This is a genomic window from Dolichospermum flos-aquae CCAP 1403/13F, from assembly GCF_012516395.1.
GTDB lineage: Bacteria > Cyanobacteriota > Cyanobacteriia > Cyanobacteriales > Nostocaceae > Dolichospermum > Dolichospermum lemmermannii.
Window position 1 is genome coordinate 4,637,754 of sequence record NZ_CP051206.1, and the last position, 16,095, is coordinate 4,653,848.

The following is a 16,095-nucleotide window of genomic DNA, read 5'->3' on the forward strand; positions in this document are numbered from 1 at the left end:
GAAGACACGAAGAACACGAAGGAAGAGAAAAGAAGAATGAGGAAGTTGAGTGATAAGATGAAAAGGCAAGAATTTAGTTTTAGTGCAAGGTAGAAAGAGGGGAAATGAATTATCAGCACATTCTTTCACATACAGAAGTTAAATATGGGCGTTTAACCATTTCTAAGATACGTCTTGATCCCACAGCACTTGCATGGTTTGAAAAACACTCAGGTAAATATATTTCTCTCTACAAATCAGATGGTTCACTTGCTAGACGAAATGTTCTTATTAGTGCTTCTAAGGGTAATTCTTGGAGAATTGCTTGTGGTAGTGTTGATATAATTCAAAAACTACACCCCGGTGATAAAATTCTGATCAGAGAACGTGATGATGCAAACATAGAAATAGTAGTAATTGATGATGATTTTATTGAAAATAAAAAGGTTATTGAAGAAATATCTCCTCTAAATATATCTGTTAAACAGCAGGTATTGTTTAACGATAATATAAATACTTGTTCAGACTTTGCATATACAATAGATCAATATGCTGAAGAAATTTGTTTTGAAGAAACAGCGGTAAAACTTTGGATACGCGCAATTAATCGCAAAAAACAAGCCATATTCTACGGTTCACCCGGAACAGGTAAAACTTTCATCGCTGAAAAACTCGCAAAACACCTAATCAGCGAAGGTGACGGTTTCTATAAATTAGTCCAATTTCATCCAGCATATTCCTATGAAGACTTTATTCAAGGTATCCGACCTCAAAGTGAAGATGGTAAATTAACATATCCAGTTGTTCCAGGAAGATTTTTAGAATTTTGTCAAAAAGCTGAGTCATTTCAAGATATTTGTGTTCTGATAATAGATGAAATCAACCGCGCTAATTTAGCACAGGTTTTTGGTGAATTAATGTATTTACTAGAATACCGTAATCAAGAAATTCCCCTCGCTGGTGGTAATAGATTTCGTATTCCCGAAAATGTCCGTATTATTGGGACAATGAACACAGCAGATAGGTCTATTGCACAAATAGATCATGCTTTACGTCGTCGTTTTGCATTTATTGAACTTCGTCCTAATTATGATGTGTTAATCAAATATCACCTCAATACAAATTTTGCAGTTATGGATTTAATTAATATTTTAAAACAATTAAATCAAGCGATTAATGATAAAAACTATGAAATTGGTATTTCTTTCTTTTTGACTCCTAATCTACGAGAAGATATTGAAGATATTTGGAAGATGGAAATTGAGCCTTATTTAGAAGAATACTTTTTTAATAACCTAGAAAAAGTAGATGAGTTTCGCTGGGAGAAAATACAGAAACAGATAACAATATGAAACCAGCAAATTTAAAAATTCTGGAAATAACCGAATATCAAGCTCAATCTTTTTCTCGTGAGGAAATTTCTGAAGAGGTTGGAATTATCTTATATGAGAAATACCAAAGCCAAGTAAATGTAGAATTTCCCAGTCCTAAAACTCGTAATCAATGGAAACTAACTGCTAAAGGATATGTCGGGTATATTCCTTTAAATGCTGATTTGGCTTTAAAAATAAATCCCAAAGTACCAATTAAGAATTTATTTGGAATGTTGGAATATGCTTATAACTTAAAAAGTTTTAAATTTCCTGAAGGTTTAATGAATTGTGAATCTCTAGAAGATTTTTACAATCATCTAGCTTATATTCTAGCAGATAAAATAATAGAAAGATGTCGTAAAGGATTATATCGTACTTATATACCCAAAACTGAGCAGTTGGCTTATGTGCGCGGGAGATTAAATGTTCAACAGATAATTAAAAAACCTTGGAATGTAAAATTACAATGTGAATATGAAGAACACACGGCTGATATTCTAGATAATCAAATTTTGTTATGGACACTTTTTCATATTGGACATAGCGGTTTTTGTACAGATAAAGTATCACTGATAGTTAGAAAAGCTTATCATGCAATCCAAGGAATAGTATCTTTACAACCTTGTACTTCAGAAGATTGTATTGATAGAATTTATCACCGTTTAAATGAAGATTATCATCTCCTACATCAATTTTGCCGATTCTTTTTAGACAACACTAGCCCAAATCATGAAAAGGGTAAAAATACAACTTTACCTTTTTTAATAGATATGGCACGTCTTTATGAAATGTTTGTTGCAGAATGGTTAAAGAAAAATTTACCCCAAAACTTGACTTTAAGAACTCAAGAGAAAACCAATATAGGAGAAAAAATATATTTTAAAACTGACTTAATTTTATATAACAGAACAGATTTAACACCTAAATACATCCTCGACACTAAATATAAAAAACCCAAACATTCTTCTCCTGAAGATATAGCCCAAGTAGTAACTTATGCAGTTTCTAAAAGTTGTCCAGAAACAGTATTAGTCTATCCAACAGAATTAAATCATTCCCTTGATAAATATATTGGAGAAATCAGAGTTCGTAACCTCACTTTTGCTCTTGATGATAAAATTGAAGATGCAGGAAATACATTTTTAACAAAACTATTTTCTTAAATTCTCTCTGCGTCCTCTGCGCCTCTGCGGTTCGTTTTCCAAAATTAGATTAAATTACTCAATTACCGTGAAAACAGATACAATCTTCTATAGCTTATTTCAAGCATTTCCTAGCATCTTCTTTGAATTAATTAACCAACATCCCACAGAAGCGGGTACGTATGAATTCACATCTCGTGAAGTCAAACAACTGGCTTTTCGTTTAGATGGTTTATTTTTACCAACCACCAAAGATGCCAAAAAACCATTTTACATTGTTGAAGTTCAGTTTCAACCCGATGATGATTTATATTATCGTCTATTTGCGGAAATTTGCCTTTATTTGCGACAATACAAACCGCCTCACCCTTGGCAAGCTGTAATCATTTATCCCAGTCGTAATATAGAAAGAGAGCAACTTTTGCAATTTGGGGAAATCTTGCTGCTTGAGCGAGTTACACGCATTTATTTAGATGAGTTGGGAGAGAGTTCTTTAGGGGTGGGAGTTGTTAAACTGGTGATAGAAACAGAGGAAGCTGCACCAGGACTAGCAAAACTATTAATTGCACAAGCAAACCAACAACTAACTGATGTAAATATTAAACGGGATTTAATTAATCTCATTGAGACAATTATCGTCTATAAACTACCCAAAAAGAGCAGAGAGGAAATTGAAGCTATGTTAGGTTTAAGTGAGTTGAAACAAACTAGGGTTTATCAAGAAGCTGTAGCAGAAGGTAAAACTGAAACAACAAGACTGTTTGCTTTAAAATTGTTACGAATTGGTATGAGTTTAGAACAAATTGCCGAAATTACGGAATTACCTCTTCAGCAAATTCAGGCTTTACAAAAAGAGCAATCTCAGGAATAAGGGAATCTCAAATTAAAAAAATATCCCAAAATTTCCTGTGGTGCGGGCATCTTGCCCGCTAATCATCCCATTTTTTGGTATTCTCTAACTCTTTTTATCGGCATCCTCAACAGGTCTAGAATTAAAATTAACTTTGTTCTCTTATTTTACCCAATCCGTGACTACTACACCCCTCTCTCCGAATTTCTCACAAACTGCTTCAGTTCCCGATACTCTAGGACGTTTTGGCCGCTTTGGTGGTAAGTACGTTCCAGAAACTCTTATGCCGGCGTTAGCTGAACTAGAAGCAGCTTATCAGCAATATCGCAATGAACCTGGTTTTCAAGCCGAATTACAAGGTTTATTAAAAGATTATGTCGGACGGGCTACACCTTTATACTTTGCCGAACGCCTTACCGCTAATTATGCTCGTCCTGATGGTACAGGGGCGCAAATTTACTTAAAGCGGGAAGATTTAAATCATACTGGCGCACATAAAATTAATAATGCTCTCGGTCAGGTGTTATTAGCTAAACGCATGGGTAAAAAGCGGATTATTGCCGAAACTGGTGCAGGACAACATGGCGTAGCTACAGCCACGGTTTGCGCTCGGTTTGGTTTGGAATGTATTATTTACATGGGTGTTCACGACATGGAACGCCAATCTTTAAACGTCTTCAGAATGCGGCTGATGGGGGCGGAAGTTCGTCCAGTGTCTGCGGGTACGGGAACGCTCAAAGATGCCACTTCTGAAGCCATCCGGGACTGGGTAACCAATGTAGAAACTACCCATTACATCCTCGGTTCTGTGGCTGGTCCCCATCCTTATCCGATGATGGTTCGGGATTTTCACGCGGTGATTGGTGAAGAAACTCGCGTTCAAGCTCTGGAAAAATGGGGACGTTTACCTGATATCCTGGTGGCTTGTGTGGGTGGTGGTTCTAATGCTATGGGACTATTTCACGAATTTGTCAAAGAACCATCTGTGCGGTTAATTGGAGTAGAAGCTGCTGGTGAAGGTGTGAATACTGGCAAACACGCGGCCACTCTCACAAAAGGCCAGGTTGGTGTATTGCATGGTTCCATGAGTTATCTTTTACAAGATGATGATGGTCAAGTTATTGAACCCCATTCCATTAGTGCTGGTTTAGATTATCCTGGTGTGGGGCCTGAACACAGTTATATGAAAGATATTGGCCGGGCTGAATATTACAGTGTGACGGACGCTGAGGCTTTGGACGCATTCCAACGACTATCGAAGTTAGAGGGAATTATACCAGCTTTGGAAACTTCTCATGCGATCGCTTACTTAGAAACTCTCTGTCCTCAACTTGCTGGTAGCCCCAAGGTGATCATTAACTGTTCTGGACGAGGTGACAAGGATGTACAAACAGCCGCTAAGTTCCTAATTCACTAAATTCTTGTAAAAAACACTTGCTTGCTAATAAATAGTATCCATGACATCTATCATTGGATACTGTTTATTAGTAATCATTTTGATTAATAATGTAGTGTAAATAACATCTACCAGTTTGATAGTCAGGGGTACTATAGCGGTATGCACTTCAGGGCAAGCGCATCTTATTTTTAGAATGCTTACTGGACAAAGGTTTTGACGATTGTTAATTTTTGTAACTAAAGGTTGAAACCCTTGCTGGGCATGGATTACAGAATTTAGGTGCGTTTGCCCTGTATGCACTTGAGTAAAATTCTAATTTTAGAGAGGCTTATATCCAAAGGGGTTTACTCCTGAATGCTGGAAGCTGCTATATCTAGACTGATTTAAATTGTGAAAATTTGATGATCTTTTAGTTCATAATTAGCAAATAGTATCCTGGTAAGTATTCTGATAATCAGAAGATAGGGTATATATTCAATAAATCCATACATTACTTAACTTAAACCTCTATGTTACGACAAACTGCTTTTGGCATTGCTTTAAGTACGCTTGTCCTTGCTAGTGGCTACATGACTGCTGCGAATCCAGATAATAGTTCTGCTAAACAAACTGGCCGATATCAGCATTCATCACTTGTGACAAGTCAAGCAAAAATATCTAATCTTACTTTTCAAACTACTAATTTAGAACTAGCTGTTTTTACTCAAATTAATCAATATCGGGCGAAACGGGGGCTAAAAAAATTAAATTTAAACGGAAAGATCAGTCAGCAAGCCAGAATTCACAGTCAAAATATGGCTAGTGGTAAAGTTCCTTTTAGTCATCAAGGATTTGAACAGCGGGTAATGACTATTCCTCTTAAATATAGTAGTGCGGCTGAAAATGTAGCTTATAATACGGGATATAGTAACCCTGCCAATGAGGCGGTTTCTGGCTGGTTAAAAAGCCCTGGTCATCTGAAAAATCTTCAGGGTAAATATAATTTAACTGGGGTTGGTGTGGCTGCTAATGAACAAGGAGAAGTTTATTTAACGCAAATATTTTTAAACACTAATACCAGCGGACAAAATTAAGAATTATGCCCTTTGTGATGAAGGAAGGGGCATAAATTAATTTTTTAGTTTTTAATTTAGCATTTTTAATGAGGCGTTAGAGGATGTTTGAAAAGTATCAGAACTTATCTAGATCCCCCCAACCCCCCTTGAAAAGGGAGGCTAAATTTCTCAAAGTCCCCCTTTCTAAGAGGATGTTTTAAAAGTTTTTAATGTGGAAACAGACCCCTCTCCAAACCTCTCCCCTACCAGGGGAGAGGCTTTAAAAACCCCATTCCCTTGTAGGGAAGGGGGGAAGGGGGGTTAGGTTTTTGGAGATTATGGGTTTCATATAATACTTTTCAAACAACCTCTTAGCGAGAGTCCTGTTGTCTGGCAAAATGAAGATAATTTATATTTGATCAGTTCATGACATTACCAGATTTTCAAGTTGGCGATGGCGATTTAAATGATGCAACTCTTTCTGAGTATTTAAAATCCCCAGCTATCGCTGTTGATACGGAAACAATGGGACTTTTACCTCAGCGCGATCGCTTGTGTCTGATTCAACTCTGTAACCCAGAAGGACAAGTTACTGCTATTCGGATTTCTAGGGGACAAACAGTAGCACCAAATTTGCAAATTCTCATGGAAGCAACCCATATTGTCAAAGTTTTTCACTTTGCTAGGTTTGATGTTGCCACTTTACGGCAGAATTTAGATATTGTTGTGCAACCGATTTTTTGTACTAAAATTGCTAGTAAGTTAGCCCGGACTTATACAAATCGTCACGGACTAAAAGATGTGGTTTTAGAATTAGAAAAGGTGGAGTTAGATAAAAGTTCCCAATGTTCTGATTGGGGTAATGCGAGTAATTTATCTGATGCACAATTAAGTTATGCGGCTAATGATGTCCGTTATTTGTTAAGTGTCCGAGAAAAGCTCACAGCTATGTTACAACGGGAAGAACGTTGGCAAGTTGCCCAAGAATGTTTTCAAGTTTTATCAACAATTGTTAGTTTAGATTTATTACAATTCAAGGACTTATTTGAACATTGAAATATCTAAATTTATAATTTGATTTTGAGTTAATTTACTTTTGGGCTGGGATTTACCCAGCCTATTATTTACTTAGAATTTACTAAAATTAGCAATTGCTTCTGTGATTTTATCCACAACCTCATCTACAATTATGACTCCCAACTCCCCAGAAGCGCGGGTACGAATACTCAAACTGTTGGTTTCGACTTCCTTCGCACCAACCACCGCCATGACAGGTATTTTATCCTTTTTGGCGTTGCGAATCAACTTACCCAAGCATTACTGTGTTTAATCATTTATTTAAACTCCTATAAATCTTTTTCTACATCCAATATCCTTTTTTCGTAAATCACAGAGTTTATGGAAAATAACGATAAAATTCCCGACGGTGTAGAACGCGCATTACTTCTATAATATCTCCATTAACTTCTATGCCAACACGATAATCATTAATGCGAATGCGATAACGATCATTATAACCTCGCATAGCTTTAATATCAGGAATCTCTTCCAAAGAATTGATGTTTTCTAGAGTTGTAAATGCAATTACGTAGATGAGTTAGTATGATTCTGAACTCTTCAATTGTTTCAGGTCTTTCAAAAAAGCCTGACGGTATTGGACTTCCAAGATTATTCTTCCTCAAGATAAGCTAAGGCTTTACTACGATTTAGTAATGGGGTATTCATAGATTCATTCATAGCTTTGTTCATACAATAGTCTTCTACTGCTTCAGCAAGTTCATCCAAGGAAGCATCCTGTGTAGGTAGTAATTGTCTCCAGATTTCAAGAGGAATTACAACTGCAATAGTATTTCCTTCCGTGTTGGTAAGATATTCAAGATTTAGCATTTGTTACTCCAAAATTCATTCTACAAGGTTCAAAAAAGTTGTAGGTTGGGTTAAGCGACAGCGCAACCCAACAAAAGTCCGTAAATGTTGGGTTTCACTTCGTTCTACCCAACCTACTTTTTTAGAAGTTACTAAAGTTAGTAATTGCTTCTGTGATTTTATCCACAACCTCATCTACAATTATGACTCCCAACTCCCCAGAAGCGCGGGTACGAATACTCAAACTGTTGGTTTCGACTTCCTTCGCACCAACCACCGCCATGACGGGGATTTTATCCTTTTCGGCGTTGCGAATCAACTTACCCAAGCGATCGCCACTGGTATCCACTTCCGCCCGAATACCCAATGCAACCATCTTAGCAGCCACCTCTTTGGTAAAATCTAACTGAAGATCACCGACAGGTAATAACCTGATTTGTACAGGTGCTAACCACAGAGGAAAATCACCCGCGTACTCTTCAATTAAAATTCCAATTAATCGTTCCAAAGAACCAAAGGGCGCGCGGTGAAGCATTACTGGACGTTGACGCGAACCATCTTCCGCCACATATTCTAAATCAAAGCGTTCCGGTAAATTATAATCTACCTGCACAGTTCCCAATTGCCATTCCCGTTCTAAAGCATCACTGAAGATAAAATCCAGCTTGGGTCCATAAAAAGCCGCTTCCCCAATTCCTTCAAAATGCTCCATTCCCAATTGTTGCACAGCGCGACGAATTGCCCCTTCCGCTTTATCCCAAGCTTCATCAGAACCGATATACTTATCACTAGCTGGGTCACGGAAACTCAATCTAGCTTTGAAATTCTTCAATTGCAGACTTTTGAAAACGCTCAAAATCAAATCTACAACATTGAGAAATTCACTGTCTAGCTGTTCGGGAGTCACGAATAAATGAGAATCATCAACGGTAAAACCGCGCACTCTGGTTAAACCACCCAATTCTCCCGACTGTTCATAACGGTAAACTGTACCAAATTCCGCCAAACGCATCGGTAATTCCCGATAAGAGCGTAATTCACTCTTGTATATTTGGATGTGGAAAGGGCAGTTCATCGGTTTCATGACAAAACCCTGTTCTATGGCTCTTGCTTCCTCATCTTCAGCCATTAAAGGAAACATATCTTCCTTGTATTTCTGCCAATGTCCAGATGTTTTAAATAAATCAACTCTGGCAATATGGGGAGTAACTACAGGTAAATAACCCCGTTTTAATTGTTCTTTTTTGAGGAAGTCTTCTAAAATCGTTCTTAACAAAGTCCCTTTGGGAGTCCACAAAGGTAAACCAGGTCCGACTAAATCGGAAAAGATAAATAATCCGAGTTCTTTACCCAGTTTACGATGATCACGGCGCAGGGCTTCTTCTTTGCGGCGTTTATACTCTGCTAATTGTTCGGGAGTTTCCCAAGCTGTGGCATAAATGCGCTGTAATTGAGCTTTGTTTTCATCTCCGCGCCAATAAGCACCCGCAACGCTTTCTAACTCTATAGCTTTGGGATTAATTTCGCTGGTATTTTCGAGGTGAGGTCCAGCGCACAAATCCCACCATTGCTCTCCCAAATGGTAAATTGTGATGGGTTCTTGTTTGATATCTCCGAGAATTTCCAGTTTATAGGGTTCGTTAATGGCTTCAATGCGGCGTTGTGCTTCTTCGCGGCTGACTTCTTCCCGAATTAATGGTAATTTGCGATTAATAATCTTGACCATTTCTTTTTGAATGGTTTTTAAATCCTTATCGCTAAAGGGTTCTGGACTATCAAAGTCATAATAAAACCCATTTTCAATCCAAGGACCAATTGTAACTTGCACCTTGGGAAACAGCTTTTGTACTGCCATAGCCATGATATGGGAAGCTGTGTGACGAATCTTTTTTAGTGTTTCTGATTCGCTGGTTCGGGGTAAATAGATTTTTTCGACTGGTTGGGTTTCTTGATTTGGGGACATTGGCTATTAAACTTTTGACGAAGTGTTAAAAATAGAGTTGACGAAAAATATCTTTACAAAATAAATAATAGTCCACTGGCTATGGTTTTTCCTAATTTAGCCCAACTACAGGCTGCTGGTAAAAGCCATACAAGACAAAATTAAATTCAATCGAGTTGTCAGAGAACAGGGAACAGGGAACAGGGAATAGAAAAATTTTCTTCTTTCTTCTTTCTTCTTTCTTCTGTTCTTCTTTCTTCTTTCTTCTTTCTTCTTTCTTCTTTCTTCTTTCTTCTTTCTTCTTTCTTCTTTCTTCTTTCCTCCTGACTCCTGACTCGGTGACTCCTGACTCGGTGACTCCTGACTCGGTGACTCCTGAATTCTTCCTTTAGAGGTATCCAGGTTTACTCCCAAGGAGCTTTACAAAACTATTGCCAAATTTATATAATCATGCTTCAGATACCAAGTTACATATTTTTTAAGTTTTTTTATGTAAAAAGTTATGAACTGATTGTTAAGGATCGTAAATAACGTTAATATAAATAGACAATTAAGAAATATGATTCTCATATATGGGGGACTCAAATCTACCAAACGCTGATTTACTAAAATCAGTCTTAGAACCGCTGTTAGAGGATTTTCAAGATTGGTTTGAGCGATATCGTCAAATTCTGGAAAATGAGAAAATCCAATTCATGAGTGAACAAGAGCAATTTGACTTACTAAAACGAGTTAAAAATGCACAAAATGAACTCAAAACGGCAAGAATGTTGTTTAAGGCAACTGATCAACAAGTCGGACTTGATATGGCAACGGTAATGCCTTGGCATCAATTAGTTACAGAATGTTGGAGTGTGGGAATGCGTTTAGGTCAGTCAAAGGAATAATCAACCTGTTGGCAAGATCTGAATCCAGTGGAAATTGTAAAAATATTAGACAATTCTTAACATTCTTTTCATAAAAAAATAATGTGCCTCGTGTTACCTTAATATCAATATAAGGATTGCACCATATAACATAAGCACATAAGTAAAGAATCTTACATTCTTTCCTACCGTAAATTATTTATTTGCGGAGTTTTAGGTTTTACATAGATAACATTTTTACCCTTTGCTGTTCTGGAGGAAAATTCAATGCTACACCTACTTTATATTTTAGCTTTCACCGTTTTGGCATTTATGGCTGTTGGTAATTTAATTCGCAATCTGATCATGTTCAGTTTTGACAGAGAACGAACTTATTCTAATAACCAATCATCACCAGGTGGCTTTGGTTATTATGCAGCTAGAAGGCAGTATGTCCCCCATCCTGAATTGTTAGATAGTGCAGGTAATATGATTAAAGAACCGCTGTTGGTCATGCGTTCAATTAATGTTGAAGATGCACGGGAACAGTTAGATGCTCTTTATGAATCCTCTCCTAGTCAAAAAATTGATCGCTCAGAAGGAGCATAATTGATAATTTGCAAAATTTTGAACTATATAGAGGTTTGGTAATACTAAACCTCTATAATTGTAGGGGCAACCCCTGTGGTTGCCTAGCCAATGTGGTTCAGCGGAGTCAGGAATTCAAAAAGCAGAAAGAATAATCTCAAACTTAAAAAAGTTGTCGAGTCTCCAATTCCTAATTTTCTAATTTAGATTCCAAAGCTTTTTTTTGCATTGTTTTGAAAATATTGTAAAAACCATTAGCGCGGGAAGGTGTCAAACTTACATTTAAGCCAGTTTCTTGAATAAAATCAGGAGTAAGTTGGATTATTTCTGTAGGTGTTGATCCATTTAATCCTTCTATTAATAATGCTAATAAGCCCTTAGTTAATTGGGAATCAGAATCACCCTGAAATATGACTTTACCGTCTTCTAATGATGCCGTAACATACACTTGAGAAACACAACCGGGAACTTTATTTTCTGGGAGTTTACCAGATTCAGGAAACTCTTGTAGCTTTTGAGCATACCAAATTAACTGCTCATAGCGTCGTTTTGGTTCTGTAGCGCGTTGAAAGCGGTGGACAATTTTATTTAGTGCAGGTGGTAAGGAATCAAGAGTTGAGGACATGATCAATCCAGGAAATAATTACTCTTATCTTAGCAATTACCAACCATTCTAGATACCATTCGGATCACAACAAATATCAAAAATTGCTATTAAGTACAGCACTTGTTTACATTGTTAAATGAAAACAAATGTTAAAATTTGCTACAAAGTAAGCAATGATATAGATTTTTATTAATCAATATTTAGATGATATTGACAAGCATCCGCAAATATCAGGAGTAAATTAGATGTTGACTTCAAGCTTACTAGCTACAGCTACCGCATCTCTAGAATGGAGTCCTAATATTAGCATAATTATGATTGTTGCCAATATTTTCGCTATTGCTGTAGGCAAATTTACGATTGAGCATCCTCATGCTAAACCAGAATTACCAGCACCTCAATTTTTCGGTGGTTTTGGTTTACCTGCGGTACTAGCAACTACTTCCTTTGGGCATATTTTAGGAGCAGGTATCATTTTAGGGCTACACAGTATTGGTAAAATCTAAATTTTACTGATTAAAAATTAGGGAGAGGAATTTATTTTTCTTCTCCCTTTTTTTATAAGGAAGAACGCCGAAAACCCTTGAAAATGTGGCTGACTCAGGAAGCCACATTTGGGCTTTAGACAAGGGATGAAGGCTAGAGGCTTTCCTTTATCCTGCATTGACGTTAATTTGAAAATTTGAAATTATTTCAAATTTTCATCCATATTCGTGATAGAATCAAATTGTCACTAAAGACATAAAAAGCTACCGAGGGACTCTCGCAAAGTTACGCTTGTCAGATATGATTTCGCCCGCCAGGGCAAACGAAATCAGGGCAAGAACCCAAATATTTAAGGAACCCTGCCTGAAACTGGGATAACTGAGGGATATAGACTGAAACTCTCTATAGAATCTCCGCGTCTTTAGACCGGGGAGTGTCAAGCTATAGAAATTAACTTTGCCTAGGCAGGAGTTAAAATAGGCGATTATGGTTTGTCTAAAGCATTTGATTTAGCCGGTTTAAGTGGACAAACTTTAAACAGGCGTTGTTAGATTGTATGTAAACCATCAAATAAAGAAGTTGTCAGTAACCCAGCCCTAAAGGGACTGAGTTTCCCGCTTACCGCGTGATCTTATGAGTACATTATCAAAAATACAAGAATTACCATCTCAATTGATTACACCAGAAAATTTTCAACCTTATGGACAGGTAATATATGCAAGTAAAGATGGGAAAAATTTTGATCAAGAAGATGCCCAGTTAAATTTACAAAATGGTATTCCTCATTTTTATATTATGCGGTTGCAGAAAAACGGACGGAAATTTCACCAAATTACTCGTCATGTCAAATGTACTCAATGTTTAGGTTCATTGGATAGTAAAGACTGGTTAATGGCAGTTTGTCCAGCTAATAATGATACGAATGCACCTGGGTTATCAGAACTTGCAGCTTTTCGGATTCCCGGAAATTGTTTTATTAAATTAGATATGGGAACTTGGCACGCAGGCCCATATTTTGATCATGATTTTGTAGATTTTTACAATTTAGAATTGAGTGATACAAATGTGGTAGATCATTTCACTCATAATTTTCTCAAAAGTCATAATTTAGCCTTTGAGATGATTTAAAATAAGATCCCCGACTTCTTAAACAAGTCAGGGATCTGGATATTTTGGATATGTGTCTATATCCATGAAGTTTGAATAATTCTTTTTAGTGAAGTTTCCTTGACTAATTCAGCAGCTTGGTTAACTTCTAACCATTTTCTTTCCCTTGCGGTAGCTTCTGGCCAATCTTCTAATACTGTTTCCACAGGTAATAAAAATAAATTTACTTGATAGGTATTCCCCCGTTTTCGATATTTATAATTACCTAACTCTTCAGTTGTGACTCTACCGACAACTCCGGCTTCTTCCCATGCCTCCTTCGCTGCTGAATCATGGGGACTCATACCTTTACAAAGTCCCCCTTTAGGAATTACCCAACCTTGACGGCTACGAGTAGTAATTAATAAAACTTCAACTTTTCCATCGTTGATTCGATAGGGAATAACTCCAGATTGTTGAAAAACTTTGTTGATTTTGCGAGTCATGGTGGTAGATTCCTTCTGAATGAGTATTTTTGATTTCCAATGTGTATTTGTTAATAATGTGCCACTAAGGCAACTTTCAAAATCATTAATCTGATTTTGAGTAATCTTAACTATAAATTCAACAACTTTCCTGAAAAATCCGGAGTATGATTTACCTCACGGTACTTACTTTTATGATTTCATGATCCAAAATACGTTAAAATTCAAGCAGAGTAAGCATTTTCTACTTAAATATCCTCATGCTAGAAACTCTAGAAACCCAAATTTATCAACTTGAGCAATTTGCCAACACCCTTGTTGCGAACCAACTCACCCACCTGAGTTTCGTCAGCATTGCCATTATTTTTGCGGCTGGCTTGCTGACCAGCCTTACGCCCTGTATGCTGTCTATGCTGCCCATTACCATTGGCTATATTGGCGGTTATGAAGCTAAAACTCGCTTACAAGCAGCAGCCCAATCAACTTGGTTTGCGTTGGGATTAGCAACTACATTAGCAGGAATGGGCATCGTCGCAGGTTTAGTTGGTAAAGTCTATGGACAGATAGGAATTGGTTTACCAATTATTGTCAGTATTATCGCTATTATTATGGGACTGAACTTATTAGAAGCATTACCCATCCAATTTCCTTCTTTGAATGAAACAAATTGGATTTCTCAAGACTTACCTCCCGGAGTCCGTTCATACTCTATCGGCTTAACATTTGGGTTAGTGGCTTCCCCCTGTAGCACACCAGTTTTAGCTAGTCTATTAGGTTGGGTTGCTAATACTCAAGATTTAGTTTTAGGTGCGGTTTTACTACTTGCTTATACAGCCGGATATGTAACTCCATTAATTTTAGCAGGTACGTTTACTGCTGCCATTAAAAAACTATTAGAATTGCGCCGTTGGTCTGGTTGGATAAATCCTATTAGCGGTGTATTATTAGTAGGCTTTGGTGTTTTTTCTTTACTTTCTCGGATTCCTATTGGTAGTTTCTAAGCAATGACTTCAGATCAGACAACATCCACAGAATTAAGTTGGTGGTTAATACCGGGGCGTTTTATCCGTCGGGAAGTTTTGCCTGTATTAACTGATTTACGTTTGGCAATTATTCTATTGTTAATTATTGCCTTATTTAGTGTGAGTGGTACGGTAATCGAACAGGGGCAATTGCCTGATTTTTACCAATCTAATTATCCAGAACACCCCGCTTTGTTTGGTTTCCTTTCTTGGAAAGTTATTCAAGTAGTTGGGTTAGATCATGTATATAGAACTTGGTGGTTTTTGAGTTTATTAGTTTTATTTGGAACTAGTTTAACGGCTTGTACTTTTACTCGTCAATTACCAGCCCTCAAAGCTGCTCAAAAGTGGAAATATTACGAAGAACCTCGCAACTTCACAAAATTAGCTTTAAGTGCTGAATTGGAGGGTGTTTCTTTGCCATCAATTACGCCAATTTTGCAGCAAAAAAGTTATCGAATTTTTCAGGAAAAAGATAATATTCTTTATGCCCGCAAAGGTATAATTGGTAAATTGGGACCAATTATTGTCCACATTGGGATTGTCGCTATTTTGCTGGGGGGAATTTGGGGAGCAATGACGGGATTTATGGCTCAAGAAATGATTTCTAGTGGCGATACATTCCAGGTAAAAAATATTGTTGATGCTGGTGCTTGGTCTTCTCAAGATGTGTTGAAAGATTGGTCTGTGCGTGTCAATCGCTTTTGGATTGATTACACACCGACGGGAGGAATTGACCAATTTTATTCAGATATGTCTGTGCTGAATAATGAGGGCAAAGAAGTTAACCATGAGAAGATTTATGTTAACAAACCGCTGCGTTATCAGGGTGTGGTTTTCTATCAAACAGATTGGGGAATTTCCAGCGTTCGGGTGAGATTAAATAAAAGCCCAATTTTCCAATTACCAATGGCACAATTAGATACCAAAGGTAAGGGTAGACTTTGGGGAACTTGGATTCCGACTAAACCAGATTTAAGTGAAGGTGTTTCCCTATTAGCCAAAGATTTGCAAGGCATGGTATTAATTTATGATGCTCAAGGTAAATTAATTAATACTGTGCGGGCAGGAATGTCTATCCCTGTAAATGGGGTAAATTTGCAAATTCTTGATGTCATGGGTAGCACGGGTTTACAAATCAAATTTGATCCTGGTATTCCTATTGTTTATACTGGTTTTGCTTTATTAATGTTAGGTGTGGTGATGAGTTATTTTTCCCATTCTCAAATTTGGGCTTTACAAACAGGCGAAACTTTATATATTGGTGGAAAAACTAACCGCGCTCAAGTTGCATTTGAACAAGAAGTTTTGGAAATTTTAGACCAACTTAGTGCCGTCAAAAAGCCCTAAATTTAAGATCCCCGACTTCTTAGAGAAGTCGGAGATATAAG

At 37.2% G+C, this 16,095-nt stretch carries 18 protein-coding genes and 1 pseudogene; 12 read left to right on the plus strand and 7 right to left on the minus strand.

Annotated elements, in window-relative coordinates:
- Positions 1-104 precede the first annotated feature (104 nt).
- From HGD76_RS22170 to HGD76_RS22195, 6 genes are all read left to right on the plus strand, one after another.
- Positions 105-1,331 (plus strand): McrB family protein, encoded by a 1,227-nt coding sequence (locus tag HGD76_RS22170; RefSeq protein WP_168697053.1) that lies wholly within the window; start codon positions 105-107, stop codon positions 1,329-1,331.
- Positions 1,328-2,515: an McrC family protein gene (locus HGD76_RS22175; protein ID WP_168697054.1), complete on the plus strand. Its 1,188-nt coding sequence runs from the start codon at positions 1,328-1,330 to the stop codon at positions 2,513-2,515. The genes HGD76_RS22170 and HGD76_RS22175 overlap by 4 nt, the downstream gene beginning before the upstream one ends.
- Before the next feature lie 67 nt (positions 2,516-2,582).
- Entirely contained in the window at positions 2,583-3,365 is a 783-nt protein-coding gene (locus HGD76_RS22180) for an Rpn family recombination-promoting nuclease/putative transposase (protein ID WP_168697055.1), read from the plus strand.
- 157 nt (positions 3,366-3,522) lie between these two features.
- The gene (gene trpB / locus HGD76_RS22185) at positions 3,523-4,761 is read left to right on the plus strand and encodes a tryptophan synthase subunit beta (protein WP_168697056.1); all 1,239 of its coding nucleotides are present in this window, start codon (positions 3,523-3,525) and stop codon (positions 4,759-4,761) included.
- A gap of 491 nt (positions 4,762-5,252) precedes the next feature.
- The gene (locus HGD76_RS22190; RefSeq protein ID WP_168631763.1) at positions 5,253-5,816 is read left to right on the plus strand and encodes a CAP domain-containing protein; all 564 of its coding nucleotides are present in this window, start codon (positions 5,253-5,255) and stop codon (positions 5,814-5,816) included.
- Positions 5,817-6,203: 387 nt separating this feature from the next.
- Complete coding sequence (locus tag HGD76_RS22195) at positions 6,204-6,833, plus strand: ribonuclease D (RefSeq protein ID WP_015078183.1); 630 nt, start codon at positions 6,204-6,206, stop codon at positions 6,831-6,833.
- Between the two features lie 72 nt (positions 6,834-6,905).
- On the opposite strand, the pseudogene HGD76_RS22200 reads toward HGD76_RS22195, so the two are convergent.
- The 5 genes and pseudogenes from HGD76_RS22200 to HGD76_RS22220 all read right to left on the minus strand — a co-directional run.
- Positions 6,906-7,091 (minus strand): annotated as a pseudogene (locus tag HGD76_RS22200) (His/Gly/Thr/Pro-type tRNA ligase C-terminal domain-containing protein); the annotation flags it as partial.
- An 82-nt stretch (positions 7,092-7,173) separates the two neighbouring features.
- Positions 7,174-7,371, minus strand: a complete 198-nt coding sequence (locus HGD76_RS25010; RefSeq protein ID WP_325064844.1) for a type II toxin-antitoxin system RelE family toxin — start codon at positions 7,369-7,371, stop codon at positions 7,174-7,176.
- 74 nt (positions 7,372-7,445) lie between these two features.
- Entirely contained in the window at positions 7,446-7,664 is a 219-nt protein-coding gene (locus HGD76_RS22210) for a RelB antitoxin-like protein (protein ID WP_168697057.1), read from the minus strand.
- A 121-nt stretch (positions 7,665-7,785) separates the two neighbouring features.
- Entirely contained in the window at positions 7,786-9,606 is a 1,821-nt protein-coding gene (gene thrS / locus HGD76_RS22215) for a threonine--tRNA ligase (RefSeq protein ID WP_168697058.1), read from the minus strand.
- Between the two features lie 105 nt (positions 9,607-9,711).
- On the minus strand, positions 9,712-9,999 hold the full coding sequence (locus HGD76_RS22220) for a hypothetical protein (protein ID WP_168697059.1): 288 nt from the start codon (positions 9,997-9,999) through the stop codon (positions 9,712-9,714).
- A gap of 158 nt (positions 10,000-10,157) precedes the next feature.
- Here HGD76_RS22220 and HGD76_RS22225 point away from each other — a divergent pair, with 158 nt between their 5' ends.
- Positions 10,158-10,472: a DUF2605 domain-containing protein gene (locus HGD76_RS22225; RefSeq protein ID WP_015078178.1), complete on the plus strand. Its 315-nt coding sequence runs from the start codon at positions 10,158-10,160 to the stop codon at positions 10,470-10,472.
- A gap of 246 nt (positions 10,473-10,718) precedes the next feature.
- Positions 10,719-11,039 (plus strand): DUF2973 domain-containing protein, encoded by a 321-nt coding sequence (locus HGD76_RS22230; protein ID WP_015078177.1) that lies wholly within the window; start codon positions 10,719-10,721, stop codon positions 11,037-11,039.
- Between the two features lie 169 nt (positions 11,040-11,208).
- On the opposite strand, the gene HGD76_RS22235 is transcribed toward HGD76_RS22230, so the two are convergent.
- Positions 11,209-11,643, minus strand: coding sequence for a SufE family protein (locus HGD76_RS22235; RefSeq protein ID WP_168631771.1), 435 nt, complete (start codon positions 11,641-11,643; stop codon positions 11,209-11,211).
- A gap of 227 nt (positions 11,644-11,870) precedes the next feature.
- On the opposite strand from HGD76_RS22235, the gene psaK reads away from it, so the two are divergent.
- On the plus strand, positions 11,871-12,131 hold the full coding sequence (gene psaK / locus HGD76_RS22240; protein ID WP_015078175.1) for a photosystem I reaction center subunit PsaK: 261 nt from the start codon (positions 11,871-11,873) through the stop codon (positions 12,129-12,131).
- Positions 12,132-12,744: 613 nt separating this feature from the next.
- The gene (locus HGD76_RS22245; RefSeq protein WP_015078174.1) at positions 12,745-13,239 is read left to right on the plus strand and encodes an ureidoglycolate lyase; all 495 of its coding nucleotides are present in this window, start codon (positions 12,745-12,747) and stop codon (positions 13,237-13,239) included.
- 56 nt (positions 13,240-13,295) lie between these two features.
- Here the strand turns inward: HGD76_RS22245 and HGD76_RS22250 are convergent, their stop codons facing one another.
- Positions 13,296-13,703, minus strand: coding sequence for an NUDIX hydrolase (locus tag HGD76_RS22250; protein WP_015078173.1), 408 nt, complete (start codon positions 13,701-13,703; stop codon positions 13,296-13,298).
- Positions 13,704-13,942: 239 nt separating this feature from the next.
- Here HGD76_RS22250 and HGD76_RS22255 point away from each other — a divergent pair, with 239 nt between their 5' ends.
- Positions 13,943-14,683 carry a cytochrome c biogenesis protein CcdA gene (locus tag HGD76_RS22255; protein WP_015078172.1) on the plus strand — a complete coding sequence of 247 codons (741 nt, stop codon included), beginning with the start codon at positions 13,943-13,945 and terminating at the stop codon, positions 14,681-14,683.
- Between the two features lie 3 nt (positions 14,684-14,686).
- Positions 14,687-16,054 (plus strand): cytochrome c biogenesis protein, encoded by a 1,368-nt coding sequence (locus HGD76_RS22260; RefSeq protein WP_168697060.1) that lies wholly within the window; start codon positions 14,687-14,689, stop codon positions 16,052-16,054.
- The last annotated feature ends 41 nt before the right edge of the window (positions 16,055-16,095 follow it).